Raw genomic sequence first — 15712 nt, forward strand, 5'->3', positions numbered from 1 at the left:
TATAGGTCCTTTGGGGCACATCGCAAAGCCGCGCTGGAACCGGGACGTGCCGGTCGCCATTTAGAGGCCATGGCCGACTTCTCCTGGATTCGCGCAGAGGCGCATGGGCTGCATGTCGTGCCGGCCAAGGCGTGGGTCGATCCGGCCGATCCGGTGGAGACAGCCCTCGTCACGCACGGCCATGCCGATCATGCCCGGGGCGGCCATGGCCGCTGCATCGCGACGCCGGAGACGCTGGCCATCATGGACCTGCGGTACGGTCCGCCCGGCGCCGCGCAACCGGTGGCCTACGGCGAGACGATCAGCCTGCCGGGGAGCGTGCAGGCGACCTTCCTGCCGGCTGGGCATGTGCTCGGGTCCGCGCAGATCCTGTTTGAACATGCCGGCGAGCGGGTGATCGTCACTGGTGACTATAAGCGCCGGGCCGATCCGACATGCCCGCCTTTTCAGGTTACGCCCTGCGATGTCTTCATCACCGAAGCCACGTTCGGCCTGCCGGTCTTCCGTCACCCGGCCATCGGCGAGGAGATCGGCAAGCTGCTCAAGGCGCGCGAGGCCAATCCGGATCGCTGCATCCTTGTAGGCGCCTATGCGCTGGGCAAGGCGCAGCGCGTCATCGCCGAGCTGCGCCGGGAAGGCTATGCCGCGCCGATCTATCTGCACGGGGCGCTGGAGCGGATGTGCCGGCTGTATGAGGAGCTGGGCGTCGATCTTGGCGAGCTGCGATTGATCGCGGGGATGCCCAAGGGTGCGCTGGCCGGGCAGATCATCCTCTGCCCGCCTTCGGCCCTCAACGATCGCTGGAGCCGTCGCCTGCCCGATCCGGTCACGGCCATGGCAAGCGGTTGGATGAGGGTGCGGCAGCGCGCGCGGCAGCGCAATGTTGAGCTGCCCCTGGTGATCTCGGATCATGCCGACTGGGCGGAACTGACGACCACGATCGCGGAGGTGAATCCGGCGCAGACCTGGATCACTCATGGCCGGGAAGATGCGTTGCTGCGCTGGTGCGAGCTGCACCAGCGCCGTGCCCGCGCGCTCGCCCTTGTCGGCTATGAGGATGAGGACGACTGATGGAGGCCTTCGCCGCCCTGCTGGATGCGCTCGTCTACACCCGCTCGCGCAACGGCAAGCTTGCCCTTATCGCCGCCTATCTGCGCGAGACCCCCGACCCTGACCGGGGCTGGGCGCTGGCTGCGCTGACGGACGGCCTCGATTTTCCGGCGGTGAAGGCCGGCACGATCCGTGCCTTGCTGATGGACCGTGTGGACCCGGTTCTGTTCAAGCTCAGCCGGGATTTCGTCGGCGATACGGCGGAGACGGCAAGCCTGCTCTGGCCGGAAAATCCCGCCGCGCTCGATCCGCCGAGCCTGAGCGAAACGGTGGCCGCGCTGTCCGCCATGACCCGCCAATCCGTGGCGCCCGCGCTGGCAAACCTCATGGATCGGCTCGATGTGAATGGCCGCTATGCGCTCATCAAGATGGCGACGGGTGCGATGCGCATCGGCATTTCGGCGCGGCTCGCCAAGGTTGCCTTCGCGCAGGCGTTCGATGTGCCGGTGGACGATGTCGAGGAATATTGGCACGGCCAGACGCCGCCTTATGGCGCGCTGTTCGATTGGGCCGCCAAGGGTGGCCCTCCGCCGCGCGTCGACCATATCCCCACCTTCCGTCCCTTCATGCTGGCGCATCCGCTGGAGGATGATGTCATCGCGCGCGAAACGCTCGATATGGCCGACTATGGCGCCGAGTGGAAATGGGACGGCATCCGCGTGCAGATCGTCCATGTGCCGGAGTCGGATGGCGCGGGGCCGGGCGGGGACACGCGGCTCTTCTCACGCACCGGGGACGACATCACCGGCAGCTTCCCGGATATCGCGGCGGCATTTCGCGAGCCCGGCGTGCTCGATGGCGAACTGCTGGTGCGGGGCAGCCATCAGGGCGGCGAAGAGGGCGGCGCGGCGAGCTTCAACGCCTTGCAGCAGCGGCTGGGGCGCAAGACCGTCTCAAAGGCGATGCTCACCGATTTTCCCGCCTTCGTCCGCCTCTACGACGTCTTGCTCTCCGACGGCGAGGATCACCGCGCGCTCAGTTGGGAGCAGCGCCGCGCCGTGCTGGAGGCGCTGCTCCCCCGGCTCGACCCCACCCGCTTCGACATTTCGCCGCTGATCGAGGCTGCAAGCCTTGCCGATCTTGCCGCCATTCGCGAGCGCGCACGCGATGATGCCATTGAGGGCGTGATGCTCAAGCGGCGGGATAGCCCTTATGTCGCCGGCCGCCGCACGGGCCTGTGGTACAAGTGGAAGCGCGATCCCCTGCTCGCCGATTGCGTGCTGATGTATGCCCAGCGCGGCAGCGGCAAGCGCTCCTCCTTCTACAGCGATTTCACTTTCGGTTGTTGGGATGGCGATCCCGATGCCGGCGCCGAGCTGCTGCCTGTCGGCAAGGCCTATTTCGGCTTTACCGACGAGGAGCTGAAGTGGCTCGATTCTCATGTCCGCCGCCACACCCTCCATCGCTTCGGACCGGTGCGGGAGACGGATAAGAGCCTGGTCTTCGAAGTCGCGTTCGATTCGATCCATGAGAGCAAGCGCCACAAATCCGGCCTCGCCATGCGCTTCCCGCGCATCAGCCGCATCCGCAATGACAAGCCCGCCCATGAGGCCGACCGGATCGAAAGCTTGCGGGCGATGATCTCCGGCTAGGGGAGTCGGGAGGGCTTACCCGCCAATTTCGGCGATCAGTTTCTGCCCATCTTCCTCATCCCACTCCAGCGCACCGACGATGCGGGCGACTTCCTTGCCCGCGCCATCGTAGAGAATGGTCGTCGGCAGCGTGCCGGTGCCATAATGGAAGCCGAGCGCATTCTCCCGGTCCAGCCAGGTTTGCAGGGTGGAGAGCTTGCGCGCCGACCAGAAGGCGGGAACGCCATCCGGCTCCATGTCCTGAGAAACGGCGATCACTTTAACGCCCTTGCCCTCCGCAGCCTTGGCGGCGCGGTCGAGGGCAGGCAGTTCGGCCACGCAAGGCGCGCACCAGGTCGCCCAAAGATTGACCAGCATCGGCTTGCCCTGCGCAATGGCCTTGAGCGTCGTCGGTTTGCCCTCGATGGTGGTGAAGGGCTTGTCCGGCATCGCCTCGCCCTTGTGGCTGCGGTCAATGACATGGGAGAAGGTCTTGCCCGCGCTCCCCGGTGCGGCTTCGTCCGGGCTCACTTCATCGGGGGAGAGGGCATTGCCCACCGCGGCGGCGTTGCCGGCGCCTTGCGCGTTTTGAGCGGATTGCCTATCGCAGCCGCTCGCGGCCAGTGAGAGGCCGATCAGCATAGCAAGGGCAGAAATAGAGCGCATGGCAGACTCCGCAAGCAAGGGCGCGAACAGCATGTGGGGCGGTCGCTTCGCGGCCGGGCCGGCCGCCGTCATGCGCGAGATAAATGCCTCGCTTCCGTTCGACAAGCGCTTGTGGCGGCAGGACATTGCCGGCTCCATCGCGCACGCCCGGATGCTTGGCGCGCAAGGCATCCTTGCGCAGGACGAGGCGGCGACGATCATTGGCGGGCTGGAGGCGATCCAGGCCGAGTATGAAGCCGGTGATCTGCCCGAGGATCTCGACCTTGAGGACATTCATATGGCCACCGAGGCGCGGCTGGCCGAGAAGATCGGGCCGGTGGCGGGGCGGCTGCACACCGCACGTTCGCGCAACGATCAGGTGGCGACCGATTTCCGCCTCTTCGTGCGCGATGCCATTGATGAGGTCGATGCCAGCCTCAAGGCGCTGCAACGCGCGCTGATCGGTCGGGCGGGCGAGCATGCGCAGAGCGTCATGCCCGGGTTCACCCATTTGCAGAGCGCCCAGCCGGTGACGCTCGGCCATCACCTCATGGCCTATTATGAGATGATCGCGCGGGATCGTTCGCGCTTTGCCGATGCGCGCGCGCGGCTCAATCTCTCGCCACTCGGTGCGGCGGCGCTGGCGGGCACGGGCTTTCCGACCGATCGGCATATGACCGCGCAAGCGCTCGGCTTCGACGGGCCGACGCGCAACAGCCTCGACAGCGTTTCCGACCGGGATTTCGCGCTCGATTATCTCATGGCCGCCACCCAGTGCAGCCTGCACCTCTCGCGGCTGGCGGAAGAGTTCGTGATCTGGGCAAGCCAGCCCTTCGGCTTCATTTCGCTGCCCGATGCCTATTCCACCGGCAGCTCGATCATGCCGCAAAAGCGCAATCCCGATGCCGCCGAGCTGGTGCGCGGCCATGCCGGGCGGATCATGGGCTGCATGACGTCGCTGTGCGTCACCATGAAGGGCCTGCCGCTGGCTTATTCCAAGGACATGCAGGACGATAAGCCGCCTTTGTTCGAGGCGCATGATCTGCTCGGCCTCTCCATCACCGCGATGACCGGCATGGTGGAGACGACGACCTTCCGCACCGAACGGATGCGGGCGCTGGCCGAAAGCGGCTTCGCAACCGCAACCGACCTTGCCGACTGGCTGGTGCGGGAAGGCAATGTGCCGTTTCGCGAGGCGCATCACATCACCGGGCGTGCGGTCAAGGCAGCGGAAGAGGCGGGCGTGCAGCTTGCCGCGCTGCCGATCGAGACGCTCAAGGCTATCGACGCGCGGATCGACGAGCGCGTCTATGCGGTGCTGACGGTGGATGCCTCTGTCGCCAGTCGCAAGAGCTATGGGGGCACCGCACCCGATCAGGTGCGCGCGCGGATTGCCGAAGCGCAAGCCGCGCTGGATGGAGAGACTGGTCGATGAAAGCGATGAATCACAAGATGATCGCGCGCGCCGCTCTGACGCTGCTCGTGGCGGCTGGTCTTGCGGGCTGCGGCTCGGTGAAGGATCTGCGCCCCAAGGAGGGCATGGGCCAGGTGCCCAAGGCCGCCGCCGCGCCTGAGCGGGAGACGCCCAAGCAGCTCATGACGCCATCCACCCAGGCAAAGCCCGACCGGCAGGCAGATCTGCTCGACCGATCCATGGAGCGCGCGGAGGACCCGTTCGATTTGCCGCCCGGGCCGAACAACGGGCGGAGTGGGGACTAAATAGATTGCTGGTGCTCCGTTCGTGTCGAGCGAAGTCGAGACACCAAGGACAGCGCTAACGTGTCTCGACTTCGCTCGACACGAACGGGAACGTGGTGGTGGAGTTCTGGCCATCGGCGGCTTCCCCCGCTTGTGCCCCGCCTGATGCGGGCATAGGACTGGGACATGGATATTCAGACCACCCAAGCCGCCGCCACGCCGCCTGTCATCCGCCGCGAGGATTATCGTCCGCCGCTCTGGCAGGTGACGCAGATCGGCCTCGACTTCGATCTCGATGCCCGCGCCACCCGCGTCAAGGCTCGGCTTGAGGTCACCCGCGGCGGCGATCATGCCCAGCCGCTGCGACTGGATGGCGACGGACTGACGCCGCTGCGGGTCGCCGTGGATGGCCGCACGCTCGACTCCTCCGACTGGCGGCAGGAAGATGGCGCCCTGCTGATCCCACTGACCGGCGAGAGCCACGTCGTCGAGACCGAGGTCGAGATCAATCCTGCGGCCAATACGCAGTTGATGGGGCTCTACGCCTCTGGCGGCCTGCTCTGCACCCAGTGCGAGCCGGAGGGCTTCCGTCGCATCACCTTCTTCCCCGACCGGCCGGATGTGCTCTCGCGCTATGATGTGACGCTGCGCGCCGACAAGGCGACCTATCCCGTGCTGCTCGCCAATGGCGATCCGGTGGAGGCGGGCGATCTGGAGGACGGGCGGCATTGGGCGCGCTGGACCGATCCGTTCCCCAAGCCGAGCTACCTGTTCGCGCTGGTCGCGGGCAATCTCGCCTGCAATGCGGACAGTTTCACGACCATGAGCGGCCGGCCGGTGAAGCTCGGCATCTGGGTGGCGGAAAGCGATTTGCCTCGCACGGATCATGCCATGAAGGCGCTCAAGGATTCGATGGCGTGGGACGAGCGCGTCTATGGCCGCGAATATGATCTCGACGTTTTCAACATCGTGGCCGTGGCGGATTTCAACTTCGGCGCGATGGAGAACAAGGGCCTCAACATCTTCAACACGCGCTACATTCTGGCGGACCCGGAAACGGCGACCGACCCGGATTATGACGCCATTGAAGCGGTGGTGGCGCACGAATATTTCCACAACTGGTCCGGCGACCGGGTGACCTGCCGGGACTGGTTCCAGCTCTCCCTCAAGGAAGGCTTCACCGTCTACCGCGATCAGGAATTCTCTGCCGACATGGGCTCTGCGGCAGTCAAACGGATCGAGGATGTTCGGGTGCTGCGCGCGGCCCAGTTCCAGGAGGATGGCGGTCCGCTCGCCCATCCGGTGCGGCCAGAATCCTATATGGAGATCAGCAACTTCTACACGGCGACCGTCTATAACAAGGGCGCCGAGCTGATCCGCATGATGGCCCGGTTGCTGGGGCCGGAGCGGTTCCGCAAGGGCTCCGATCTCTATTTTGAGCGGCATGACGGGCAGGCGGCGACCTGCGAAGATTTCGTGCGGGCGATGGAAGATGGCGGCGGGATCGATCTTGCGCAGTTCCGGCTCTGGTACAGCCAGGCCGGCACCCCGCGCGTAACGGTCGAGGCTGCGCATGATGCGACAAGCGGCACGGTGACGCTCACCTTGCGCCAGACCGTGCCGCCGACGCCGGGGCAGGGCGAGAAGCAGCCCATGGCGATCCCATTCCTCTTCGCCTTGTTCGACCGGGAAAGGGGCGCCCATGCCGGCGAGGAGTTGGAGGTGCTGACGCAGGCGGAGACGGTCATCACGCGCACCGGCTTCGCGCAGCCGCCGGTGCTTTCGCTCAATCGCAGCTTCTCCGCGCCAATCGTGGTGGAAGCCGAGCAGAGCGCCCAGGATCTGGCCTTTCTCGCCGCGCGCGATGACGATGCGTTCAGCCGCTATGAGGCGCTGCAGCAGCTCATGATCAATGGCCTGCTCAGCCACATTGCGGGCGGACCGCTGGAGAGCGGCGTGATCATCGACTCGATCCGCCGGACGATCAGCGACGACACGCTGGACCGGGCGCTGATCGCCGAAGCGGTGAAGCTGCCAAGCGAGGCCTATCTCGGCGACCAGATGCAGGTCGTCGATCCCGACGCCATCCATGCGGCGCGCGAGGCGCTGCAGCACGAGATCGGCGCGCAACTGGAGCAGGACTGGCGCCGGCTCCATGCCGATTGCGCGCGCAATGGCTTCTCGCTCTCGGCGGACGCACGGGCGGCGCGCAAGCTGCGTGGGGTTGCGTTGAGCTATCTGGTCGCATCAGGCGCATCGGATGGCCCGGCGCTTGCCTTCGCCCAGTTCGAGCAGGCGGATAATATGACCGAGCGCCAGGCCGCGCTGGCTGTTCTCGCCAATGGCATGGCGGCAGAGCGGGACGCAGCACTGGCGGCGTTCCACGCGCGCTATGCGGGCAATGCGCTGGTCATCGACAAGTGGTTCCAGACCCAGGCTTTGGCCTTCCATCCGGAGACGGTCGATAATGTCGCGGCGCTGAGCAGCCACCCCGACTTTACCCTGGCCAACCCCAACCGCGCCCGCGCGCTTTATGGCGCGTTTGCCGCCAATCAATGGGCGTTCCACCGGGCGGACGGCAAGGGCTATGACATGGTGGCAGGCGCCATCATCGCGCTCGACAAGCTCAATCCGCAGACCGCCGCGCGGCTCGTGCCGCCACTTGGTCGCTGGCGCCGGTTCGATGCGCAGCGGGGTGCCGCGATGCGTGCGGCGCTGGAGCGGATCATCGCCGAACCCGGCCTCTCGCGGGACGTAATGGAGCAGGCGACGAAGAGCCTCGCCTGAGCGGGATAGGACTTCAGCCGGACGTCAGGTCCGGCTGGAGACCCAGGTCGCCACGGCATTGGCGACATCGTTGGCGGCAGCGCTGATCGCCGGGGCGACGCCATCTGCGTCGATGCGGCTCACCGGCGCGGAGGCGGTGAACCGCTGGCGCGTCACCGTCAGGCCGTCGGGCGAGAGCATGGTCGCATCGAACGTGACGACCGCTTCCCGGCGCGTCGCATCGATGCCGAATTCGACCAGATCGCCATTGAGGATGTAGCCAGTGCGGGCGAGATACTGGCCGGGGTCGAGCACGAGGATATTGCTGCGCGACCGGATCGTCTCGGACAGCAGCGACTGGAATTGCCGGGCCGGCGTGTCGACCCAGATCGCGTCTTTCACATAGGCAAAGCTCGTGCTGTTCTCGCGCACCGCCACGCGCGGAGTCGCGAGGGCTTTGGGCACGTTCGGCACGTCGATGAACAGGGCGGATTCACTGGCACTAGACGCCGATACCCCGGCCGGCACCGTCGCCGTGCTGGCAATGGCGAGCAGCCGGTCGGGCGGCTCGGCACCGAACTTCACGCACCCGGCCGCCGAGATTAGCAGACCCGTGATCAGGGCCGCCCGCGCTGCCTTGCGTATCGCTGCTCCGCTGGTCGCCGGGGTGGTCTGCACGTTCGCTCTGCTGTTCGTCATGGCTTGTAATCCGGCAATTTGGGCGAGCCGATCAAGGCGCCTGCACCCTGTTGTTCAACGGTATCCGTCACAGCCTGAAGCGAACGGGAGACCTGACGCAGATCGCGGACCAGCAGGCCGATTTGCGGCATGGTGTCGCGGGTAAAGGTCCGCATGCCCGGCTGTGCCTCCTTCAGGGTCGCATCCAGCGTTTCCAGCGTCGCGCCGGCATTGCGGATCGTTGTGCGCAGATCGCGGATGAGGGGACGACCCTCTTCGTTCACCAGCGCATTGGTGTTGTTCGCTGCCTGGGCGAGCGATTCGGCAGCCTTGGAGGCATTTTCGAGCGTCAGCTTGGCTTGTGTGATGGTATCAGCCAGTTCCGGCCCGCGCGCGGCGATGTCACCGGTCAGCTTGTCGAGATTCTGCAGGATGCCGGCAATATGCTTCTGGTTGCGATCATCCAGCAACTCAGTCAGGCGCTCGGTGAGCGTCGTCAGCCGCTCCAGCAGCATGGGTGCGCTGTTGAGAAGTTCGCCGAGGGCACCGGGCTTGGTCGGGATGACAGGCACGCCTTCCGGGCAGACCGACTGCGCATTGCGCTCCGGGCAGACGATCGGCGGTGCGCCGCGCACCGCGCCCTCAAGCTGAATTTCCGAGACGCCGGTAAAGCCCACGCCATTGATCGTCGCGGTCGTGCCCTGCAGGACGGGCGTCGTCCGGCTGACGACGATGCGCACGCGCACGAACTGGGGGTCGCGCTCCCAAAGCTCGATCGACTGGACCTGCCCCGAGGGCACGCCAGCATAAGTCACCGCCGATCCACGGGCGATGCCGCTCACCGACTGCTTGAAGAAGATGTCGTATTCCTTGCGATCGGATTCGCCGATGCGTGAGAACCAGAAGGCTGCCCCGACCGTCAAGGCCATCAGGAGCAGGACGACCGCGCCCACGAACACATTGTTGGATCGTGTTTCCATCTATTTCCTGCTTTCCCCCAACGGCTTTATGGCGCCGTGGTTCCACCCTGTCCATGTCTGCGGCCGATTGTGCATCACGCGCCTCTCTTCTTGGCGCTCTGGCCATGGGCAACGCGCCCGCGCGGCCCGTTGAAATATTCCTGGATCCAGGGATGATCGAGCGCAAGCAACTCGTCGATCGTGCCGACTGCGATGACCTTTTGATCGGCGAGCACGGCAACGCGGTCGCAAATGGCGTGGAGCGTGTCGAGATCATGGGTGATCAGGAACACGGTGAGGCCGAGCGTCTCCTGCAAGGCCCGCGTCTGCTCGTCGAATGCCGCAGCACCGATGGGGTCGAGCCCTGCAGTCGGCTCATCGAGGAATAGCAAGGCGGGATCGAGGGCCAGTGCGCGGGCGAGGCCGGCGCGCTTGCGCATCCCGCCGGAGAGCTCGGATGGGAATTTCGGCCCCGCATTATCCGGAAGGCCGGTCATCAGAATCTTGTAGGCGGCGATTTCCTCGCGCAGCTGAACCGGCAGATCGGGATAATATTCGCGCAGCGGCACCTGCACATTCTCGGAGACGGTCAGCGTGGAGAACAGCGCGCCGTTCTGGAACAGGATGCCCCAGCGCTTGCGGATTGCCAGCAATTCCGGGTCCGCAGGGTCGCGGTCCAGCATCTGTTCGCCGAACACCTCGATGGAGCCGTCATAAGGGCTTTGCAGTCCGATGATCGAGCGCATCAGCACCGACTTGCCGGTGCCTGATCCACCCACGACGCCGAGAATCTCGCCGCGCCGCACGTCGAGGTCCAGCCCGTCATGCACGGTCTGGTCGCCGAAGCGATTGGCCAGTCCGCGGATGGAGATGACCGGATCGTCGCTAGCGCTCATTTCCACCCCAGCCAGGTGAAGAACACCGCGAAGATGGCATCGAGCACGATGACGATGAAGATCGCCTGCACCACAGCGGCCGTGGTACGCAGGCCGACTTCCTCGGCATTGCCGCGCACCTGCAGGCCCTGGAAGCAGCCTGCGATCGCGATGATGAGGCCAAAGACCGGCGCCTTGATGAGGCCGATGTAAAGGTCGGTCAGCGGCACGACTTCACGCAGCCGCTGGAAGAAGGTGACGGGCGGAATGTCGAGCGAGACCGCGCACAGGAAGGCACCGCCGATCACCGCCATGACCGAGGCATAGAAGCCGAGCAGCGGCATCATGATGACCGCGGCCATGATGCGCGGCATGACCAGCGCTTCCATGGGCGAGACGCCGATGGTGCGCATCGCGTCCACTTCTTCATTGAGCTGCATAGTGCCGATCTGCGCGGCAAAGGCCGATCCCGAGCGGCCGGCGACCATGATGGCCGTCATCAGCACGCCCAGTTCGCGGAACGTCAGGCGCCCAACGAGATTGACGGTCAGCACTTCCATGCCGAACTGCTCGAGCTGCACCGATCCTTGCTGCGCGATCACGATGCCGACGAGGAAGCTCATCAGCCCGATGATGAAGAGCGCCGAAATACCGACGACCTCGATACGCTGGACGACCGCGATCAGACGGATGCGGGAGGGATGCCGCAGAAGCATGAACGATGTGATGACGACGGCGCCCAGAAAGCCGAGCAGGCCGATCATCGTGTTGAAGGTCATCCGGGTTGCAACACCCACTTCCTCAAGAATGCGCACGATCGGATGGGGCGGCACATTGCGCGTTTCCAGCGGTTGATCGTTGCGCGAGACGACGTCGATCAGGCGCATTGCGTCGTCACTGGCGCCGGTGATTTCCGCCTGCGTGCGTTTGGCGAGGCTGTGGACGATCCACGCGCCGATTGTGTCGATCTGGGTGACCTGCGTGAGGTCGATCCGGACGACATCGCCCTCTATCGCATCTGTGCGATTGGGCAGATCGCCGATCTGGGCGAGCGCAAGGCTGCCGGTGAAGGCAACCGTCCGGCCTGTTGCATCGTTGCTCTCGATGAGGTCGGCAGATTGCGTCATCTGAGCCACAGTGGGCCAGTTTGCGTTGCACGGCAAGCCGAATTGGACCATCTGGCGGGCCGCAGCCCGAGAGTACAGGGAGACATAGAGCGGTGCAGAGGATCGCGATCTACGACATGGACCGCACGATCACCGTGCGCGGCACCTATGCGGCGTTTCTCACGCACATGGCTCTCTCGCTGGCGCCGTGGCGGCTGATTTTCCTGCCTTTGGCGGGAATCGTCATGCTCGGTTACGTGCTGCGGCTGGTCGATCGTGGCCGGGCGAAGGAACTCAATCAGGCGCTGCTGATCGGGCGACGGGTCAATCGCGAGAGGATCCGCCCGGCCGTGGAGGCCTATGCCGACAAGGTGATTGCGCGCAACATCCGTGCCGGCGCGCTGGCCCAGATCGCGCAGGATCGCGCCTCCGGCTGCCGGTTGGTGATCGCTTCGGCATCCTTCCGGCTTTATGTCGAGCCGATTGCGAAGAGGCTGGGCTTCGATGATGTGATTGCTACCGATCATTTCAGCCAGGGTGTCGACTACATCCGGGCACGCATTGCAGGAGAGAACTGCTATGACGTCGCAAAGTTGCGGATGATCGAGGCGTGGATGTCCCGCGAAGGGATTGCCCGGGCCGATGCGCACGTCCGCGCCTATAGCGATCACGTCACCGATGCACCGCTGTTGGGCTTTGCGGACGAGGGCTATGCGGCCAATCCCCATCGCGCCTTGGCGTCACTGGCGGCGGAAGAGGGCTGGCCGGTTCTGCACTGGTGAAGTTGCGCGGCGCGACACAAGGCCGCGCTTAAGCCGGCAATCCGATCAGCGAAATCTGCCGCCCATAGCCGGGTTCTCCGGCATGGCAGGCGCGACGGTAGGAGAAGAAGCGCGCGGGCTGGCTGTACGTGTCCTCATCCAGCAAGGTGACCGTGCCGATGCCCGCCTGCGCCAGTCGCGCTCCGACATAGCCGGAGATGTCGAACTGCAGATGGCCAGAGCGGCCCTCGGCGAAAAAGCGCTCGTCATCCGGATCGCGTTCCAGGAACGGGCGCTCGAAACTGGCGCTTACCTCATAGCTCGCCTTGCCGATGCATGGGCCAATGGCGCAGGCGATGCTGGTGCGTGTCGCGCCCAAGGACGTCATGGCGTCAATGGTCGCTTCCGCCACGCCGTGGAGCGCGCCTTTCCACCCCGCATGGGCCGCCCCCACGACGCCATGGGTGGGATCGGCAAAGAGGATCGGCACGCAATCGGCGGTGAGGACGCCGAGCAGCAGCCCGGGGCGTGCCGTCACCAGCGCATCGGCTTCCGGTCGGGCGTCGAGCGGAAAGGCGTTGTCCGCAATGACGACGCGGGCGGAATGGACCTGATGAAGCGTTACCAGCTTCGATTCCGGCAGTACGGCTTCGCGCGCCAGATCGCGATTTGTCAGGACGGCATCGCGTTCGTCATCCGAACCCAAGCCGACATTCAATCCGGCGTGAATGCCGGTTGAGACGCCGCCCGTCCGTCCGAGAAAGCCATGGGGCACGTCGCCCAGCGCGCCGGCGCGCAGCACTTCGATGCTCATGCGAACCCCGCCGATGCCGGCCAGTCCGGGTGACGCAGGGCGAGGGCCTTGAACAGCGTACCCATCTGAGCGGGCTCAACCAGCCGGTCGCGCGCGGCGCGCAGATCCTCGGCACGCGCAGGATTTGCGCGGGTAAGCGTGGCTGCGCGCGCATCGATGCCCAGCGCCGTGAGCAGGGCGCCCTGCCCGATGCATGGTTGCGGCCGCAACCCGTGCGCCCGGCCGACGGCGGCAATCATGCCGAAGTCGACATGGGCGGTCAGGTCGCGGGTGCCCGGCGCATCAAGCGGATCGGCAAAGCGGTGCTGGCTCATCGCTTGCAGCGTATCGCCCGATGCCGGTCCCTCATAGCCATAATCGATGGTCAGCAGCGCACCGCCCTGTCGGCAGAACCGCTCTGCGAGATCGGCGACGATGGCTTCGGCCGCAAAATTGCGCTCGACCATGGATCCCAAAGGCGCATCGCCGAGCGCAAGGGGAATGTGCTGGCCGCAATCCTCACCGCCAAGGATGAAAGCAGCGGGCTCGCGCTGCACGAAGCGTTCGCGCCAGCCCGCGCCGGCGCGCTGGAACTGGCGGATCGGCAGGGCATCGAAAAACTCGTTGGCGATGACGATGAGCGGACGATCATCGGGCAGTGTCGCCACGCTGTCATGCCAGATCGCCCCCGGCACCGCAGCCTGCTGGTGTGCGCGCAGTGTGGGGCTGGTCTCGACGAGATGAACCGGCGGCGAGAGCCTGGCCTGGCCCATTGCTCGCAGGGCGTCGGCCGCGAGCGTACCGCGACCCGGTCCCAGCTCGACATAGGCGAACGAAGGGCCGACACCGGCGCGCAAGGCAAGATCGGCCATCCAAAGCCCGATCAGCTCGCCGAACATCTGGCTGATCTCCGGCGCGGTGATGAAGTCCCCGCGTGCGCCCAAGGGATCGCGCCCGGCATAATAAGCGGCATTGGCTGCCGCCATGAACTCGTGGAGCGAGAGGGTGTTGCGGCCCTGCCAGATGTCAGGCGACACTGTCCTGCCCGGCAATCGGCTCGACGCGGGTCCGGCGGCCCTTCGCGGTCACCACCAGATAAAGGCCCAGCACCAGCATCGGCAGGGTCAGCCACTGGCCCATATGAAGGCCGGTGCGTTCCGCGAACTCCATCAACTGGGAATCCGCCTCGCGGTAGAACTCGACGAAGAAGCGGGCGGCGCCGTAGCAGAGCGCGGCAATGCCGAACAGCTTGCCGGGTTCGTAGCGGGCTTTGGTTTTCCAGAAGAAGAAGGCGAGGATCGCGAACATCAGCGGCCCTTCCAGCAGCGCTTCATAAAGCTGGCTGGGATGCCGGGGCATGTCGCCTCCGCCGGGGAAAACGATACCCCATGGCACGGTGGTGACCTTGCCCCACAGTTCGCCATTCACGAAGTTGGCGAGACGGCCGAAGAACAACCCGAACGGCACGACGCAGGCGATATAGTCCGCCACCCGCAGGAAGGAGAGCTTCTCGCGCCGGGCCATCCACCAGATCGCGGCGATGACGCCTATGGTGCCGCCATGCAGCGACATGCCGCCTTCCCACAGCTTGAAGATGTCGATGGGGTTCTGGAGGATCGACGGCTGATAGAAGAGAATATAGCCGAGCCGTCCGCCCACGATGATGCCGAGCGTGGCATTGAAGATGAAATCGTCGGCATGGCGCCGTGCCATGGGCGCGCCGGGCTGGCGGAGCAGCACCGTCAGATACCAATAACCGATCAGGATGCCGGCGAGATAGGCCAGGCTATACCATTTGATCGCGAAGAAGCCGAGATCGAGGGCGACCGGATCGAGCCCGAGATTCTGGAAATAGATGGGCTGAGCAGCGGCCAGGACAGCAAGCGTCAAGTGTTTTCCCCGTCAGTTTTGCGCTGCATAGTGCAAGACGTCAGCAACACCAAGGCCGGAGAATGACAGGCCGCTGCAAGCCATATCCTCGGCAGGGAAAGCAGCCCTGGCGGCGAGAGCCTTCTACCGGCCCCGGGCATCGCGGATGCGGCCTGTATCCATGCCAGCGAGTTGTCGCTTGAGGTCTTCCGGCGCCGGCGCGATCAGGAAGCCGAAGCTCACATTGCCCTCGCGCGTTTCCACCACATGATGCAGGCGATGCGCTTGCACGATGCGCTTCATGTAAGGCGAGCGGGCCACGTAACGATGCTTCACCCGCTGGTGAACGATGATGTCGTGGAAGCCGAGGTAGATGGCGCCATAAGCGGCGATCCCGGCGCCGACGGCGGTCGCCCAGTTGCCCCAGCCCCATTGCACGCCGCCGAGCAACATCAGGATCGAGGGCAGGGCGAAGATCACGAAATAGAGATCGTTGAGCTCCCAATTGCCCTTTCGCGGCCGATGATGGCTGGCATGCAGAAACCAGCCGGGGCCGTGCATCACCCAGCGGTGCATCACATAGGCAAAGCCCTCCATCAGCGCGACGGTGAGGATGAAGAGAGCGACGAGTCTGAGGAACGACATGGTGCTCCCGCCTATAGGCTTGCGGGGACAGGCTGTGAAGCGAAAGGGCTGCCTTGTCTTGCGGGGAGAGCGCGGGTTAGCATGGCGTCATGATGATCCTCTCACGCCTTCGCCGGCTGACGATGCCCGTCGCCCTGGCCACCCTCTCGGCAACGGCGCTTGCCCCGGCCCACGCCCAGCGATCCGAAGCCGAGATTCAGGCGAAGATCGATGCCGAGCTGGAAGCGATCAACCGT

At 65.3% G+C, this 15712-nt stretch carries 15 protein-coding genes; 6 read left to right on the plus strand and 9 right to left on the minus strand.

Annotation, left to right across the window (positions count from 1 at the left end):
- Positions 1-69 precede the first annotated feature (69 nt).
- Positions 70-1071: a ligase-associated DNA damage response exonuclease gene (locus M2331_RS15490; protein ID WP_181561104.1), complete on the plus strand. Its 1002-nt coding sequence runs from the start codon at positions 70-72 to the stop codon at positions 1069-1071.
- A complete protein-coding gene (locus M2331_RS15495) occupies positions 1071-2702 on the plus strand; it encodes a cisplatin damage response ATP-dependent DNA ligase (protein WP_181561105.1) in 1632 nt (543 codons plus the stop codon). The genes M2331_RS15490 and M2331_RS15495 overlap by 1 nt, the downstream gene beginning before the upstream one ends.
- A 15-nt stretch (positions 2703-2717) precedes the next feature.
- Here M2331_RS15495 and M2331_RS15500 read toward each other — a convergent pair whose 3' ends face one another.
- Complete coding sequence (locus M2331_RS15500) at positions 2718-3347, minus strand: TlpA family protein disulfide reductase (protein WP_181561106.1); 630 nt, start codon at positions 3345-3347, stop codon at positions 2718-2720.
- 31 nt (positions 3348-3378) lie between these two features.
- Between M2331_RS15500 and argH the strand changes: the two genes are divergently transcribed.
- From argH to pepN, 3 genes are all read left to right on the plus strand, one after another.
- Positions 3379-4761: an argininosuccinate lyase gene (argH, locus tag M2331_RS15505; RefSeq protein WP_181561578.1), complete on the plus strand. Its 1383-nt coding sequence runs from the start codon at positions 3379-3381 to the stop codon at positions 4759-4761.
- Positions 4758-5045 (plus strand): hypothetical protein, encoded by a 288-nt coding sequence (locus M2331_RS15510; protein WP_181561107.1) that lies wholly within the window; start codon positions 4758-4760, stop codon positions 5043-5045. Before argH ends, M2331_RS15510 begins: the two co-directional genes overlap by 4 nt.
- Positions 5046-5210: 165 nt before the next feature.
- Positions 5211-7811, plus strand: coding sequence for an aminopeptidase N (gene pepN / locus M2331_RS15515; RefSeq protein WP_181561108.1), 2601 nt, complete (start codon positions 5211-5213; stop codon positions 7809-7811).
- Positions 7812-7835: 24 nt separating this feature from the next.
- Here pepN and M2331_RS15520 read toward each other — a convergent pair whose 3' ends face one another.
- The 4 genes from M2331_RS15520 to M2331_RS15535 all read right to left on the minus strand — a co-directional run bounded on the left by M2331_RS15520 (position 7836) and on the right by M2331_RS15535 (position 11429).
- Positions 7836-8489 (minus strand): ABC-type transport auxiliary lipoprotein family protein, encoded by a 654-nt coding sequence (locus tag M2331_RS15520; RefSeq protein WP_181561109.1) that lies wholly within the window; start codon positions 8487-8489, stop codon positions 7836-7838.
- On the minus strand, positions 8486-9448 hold the full coding sequence (locus M2331_RS15525; RefSeq protein ID WP_181561110.1) for an MlaD family protein: 963 nt from the start codon (positions 9446-9448) through the stop codon (positions 8486-8488). Before M2331_RS15525 ends, M2331_RS15520 begins: the two co-directional genes overlap by 4 nt.
- Before the next feature lie 74 nt (positions 9449-9522).
- Positions 9523-10323: an ABC transporter ATP-binding protein gene (locus tag M2331_RS15530; protein WP_181561111.1), complete on the minus strand. Its 801-nt coding sequence runs from the start codon at positions 10321-10323 to the stop codon at positions 9523-9525.
- Positions 10320-11429, minus strand: a complete 1110-nt coding sequence (locus M2331_RS15535) for an ABC transporter permease (protein WP_181561112.1) — start codon at positions 11427-11429, stop codon at positions 10320-10322. The genes M2331_RS15530 and M2331_RS15535 overlap by 4 nt, the downstream gene beginning before the upstream one ends.
- 116 nt (positions 11430-11545) lie before the next feature.
- Here M2331_RS15535 and M2331_RS15540 point away from each other — a divergent pair, with 116 nt between their 5' ends.
- Positions 11546-12190: an HAD family hydrolase gene (locus tag M2331_RS15540; RefSeq protein WP_181561579.1), complete on the plus strand. Its 645-nt coding sequence runs from the start codon at positions 11546-11548 to the stop codon at positions 12188-12190.
- Positions 12191-12218: 28 nt separating this feature from the next.
- On the opposite strand, the gene pgeF is transcribed toward M2331_RS15540, so the two are convergent.
- The 4 genes from pgeF to M2331_RS15560 all read right to left on the minus strand — a co-directional run bounded on the left by pgeF (position 12219) and on the right by M2331_RS15560 (position 15476).
- Entirely contained in the window at positions 12219-12983 is a 765-nt protein-coding gene (gene pgeF / locus M2331_RS15545) for a peptidoglycan editing factor PgeF (protein ID WP_181561113.1), read from the minus strand.
- A complete protein-coding gene (locus M2331_RS15550; RefSeq protein WP_319800994.1) occupies positions 12980-13999 on the minus strand; it encodes a class I SAM-dependent methyltransferase in 1020 nt (339 codons plus the stop codon). Before M2331_RS15550 ends, pgeF begins: the two co-directional genes overlap by 4 nt.
- The gene (lgt, locus tag M2331_RS15555; RefSeq protein ID WP_181561114.1) at positions 13989-14852 is read right to left on the minus strand and encodes a prolipoprotein diacylglyceryl transferase; all 864 of its coding nucleotides are present in this window, start codon (positions 14850-14852) and stop codon (positions 13989-13991) included. Before lgt ends, M2331_RS15550 begins: the two co-directional genes overlap by 11 nt.
- Before the next feature lie 123 nt (positions 14853-14975).
- Complete coding sequence (locus M2331_RS15560; RefSeq protein WP_181561115.1) at positions 14976-15476, minus strand: sterol desaturase family protein; 501 nt, start codon at positions 15474-15476, stop codon at positions 14976-14978.
- Positions 15477-15712 lie beyond the last annotated feature (236 nt).

The sequence above is a fragment of the Sphingobium sp. B10D7B genome, from assembly GCF_025961955.1.
In the GTDB taxonomy this organism is placed as follows: domain Bacteria; phylum Pseudomonadota; class Alphaproteobacteria; order Sphingomonadales; family Sphingomonadaceae; genus Sphingobium.

Excerpts from the sequence above, each read along its gene's own strand:
- M2331_RS15490 (WP_181561104.1), top strand. The coding sequence starts at position 70 with ATGGCCGACTTCTCCTGGATTCGCGCAGAGGCGCATGGGCTGCATGTC.
- M2331_RS15495 (WP_181561105.1), top strand. The coding sequence starts at position 1,071 with ATGGAGGCCTTCGCCGCCCTGCTGGATGCGCTCGTCTACACCCGCTCG.
- M2331_RS15500 (WP_181561106.1), bottom strand. The coding sequence starts at position 3,347 with ATGCGCTCTATTTCTGCCCTTGCTATGCTGATCGGCCTCTCACTGGCC.
- argH (WP_181561578.1), top strand. The coding sequence starts at position 3,379 with ATGTGGGGCGGTCGCTTCGCGGCCGGGCCGGCCGCCGTCATGCGCGAG.
- M2331_RS15510 (WP_181561107.1), top strand. The coding sequence starts at position 4,758 with ATGAAAGCGATGAATCACAAGATGATCGCGCGCGCCGCTCTGACGCTG.
- pepN (WP_181561108.1), top strand. The coding sequence starts at position 5,211 with ATGGATATTCAGACCACCCAAGCCGCCGCCACGCCGCCTGTCATCCGC.
- M2331_RS15520 (WP_181561109.1), bottom strand. The coding sequence starts at position 8,489 with ATGACGAACAGCAGAGCGAACGTGCAGACCACCCCGGCGACCAGCGGA.
- M2331_RS15525 (WP_181561110.1), bottom strand. The coding sequence starts at position 9,448 with ATGGAAACACGATCCAACAATGTGTTCGTGGGCGCGGTCGTCCTGCTC.
- M2331_RS15530 (WP_181561111.1), bottom strand. The coding sequence starts at position 10,323 with ATGAGCGCTAGCGACGATCCGGTCATCTCCATCCGCGGACTGGCCAAT.
- M2331_RS15535 (WP_181561112.1), bottom strand. The coding sequence starts at position 11,429 with ATGACGCAATCTGCCGACCTCATCGAGAGCAACGATGCAACAGGCCGG.
- M2331_RS15540 (WP_181561579.1), top strand. The coding sequence starts at position 11,546 with ATGGACCGCACGATCACCGTGCGCGGCACCTATGCGGCGTTTCTCACG.
- pgeF (WP_181561113.1), bottom strand. The coding sequence starts at position 12,983 with ATGAGCATCGAAGTGCTGCGCGCCGGCGCGCTGGGCGACGTGCCCCAT.
- M2331_RS15560 (WP_181561115.1), bottom strand. The coding sequence starts at position 15,476 with ATGTCGTTCCTCAGACTCGTCGCTCTCTTCATCCTCACCGTCGCGCTG.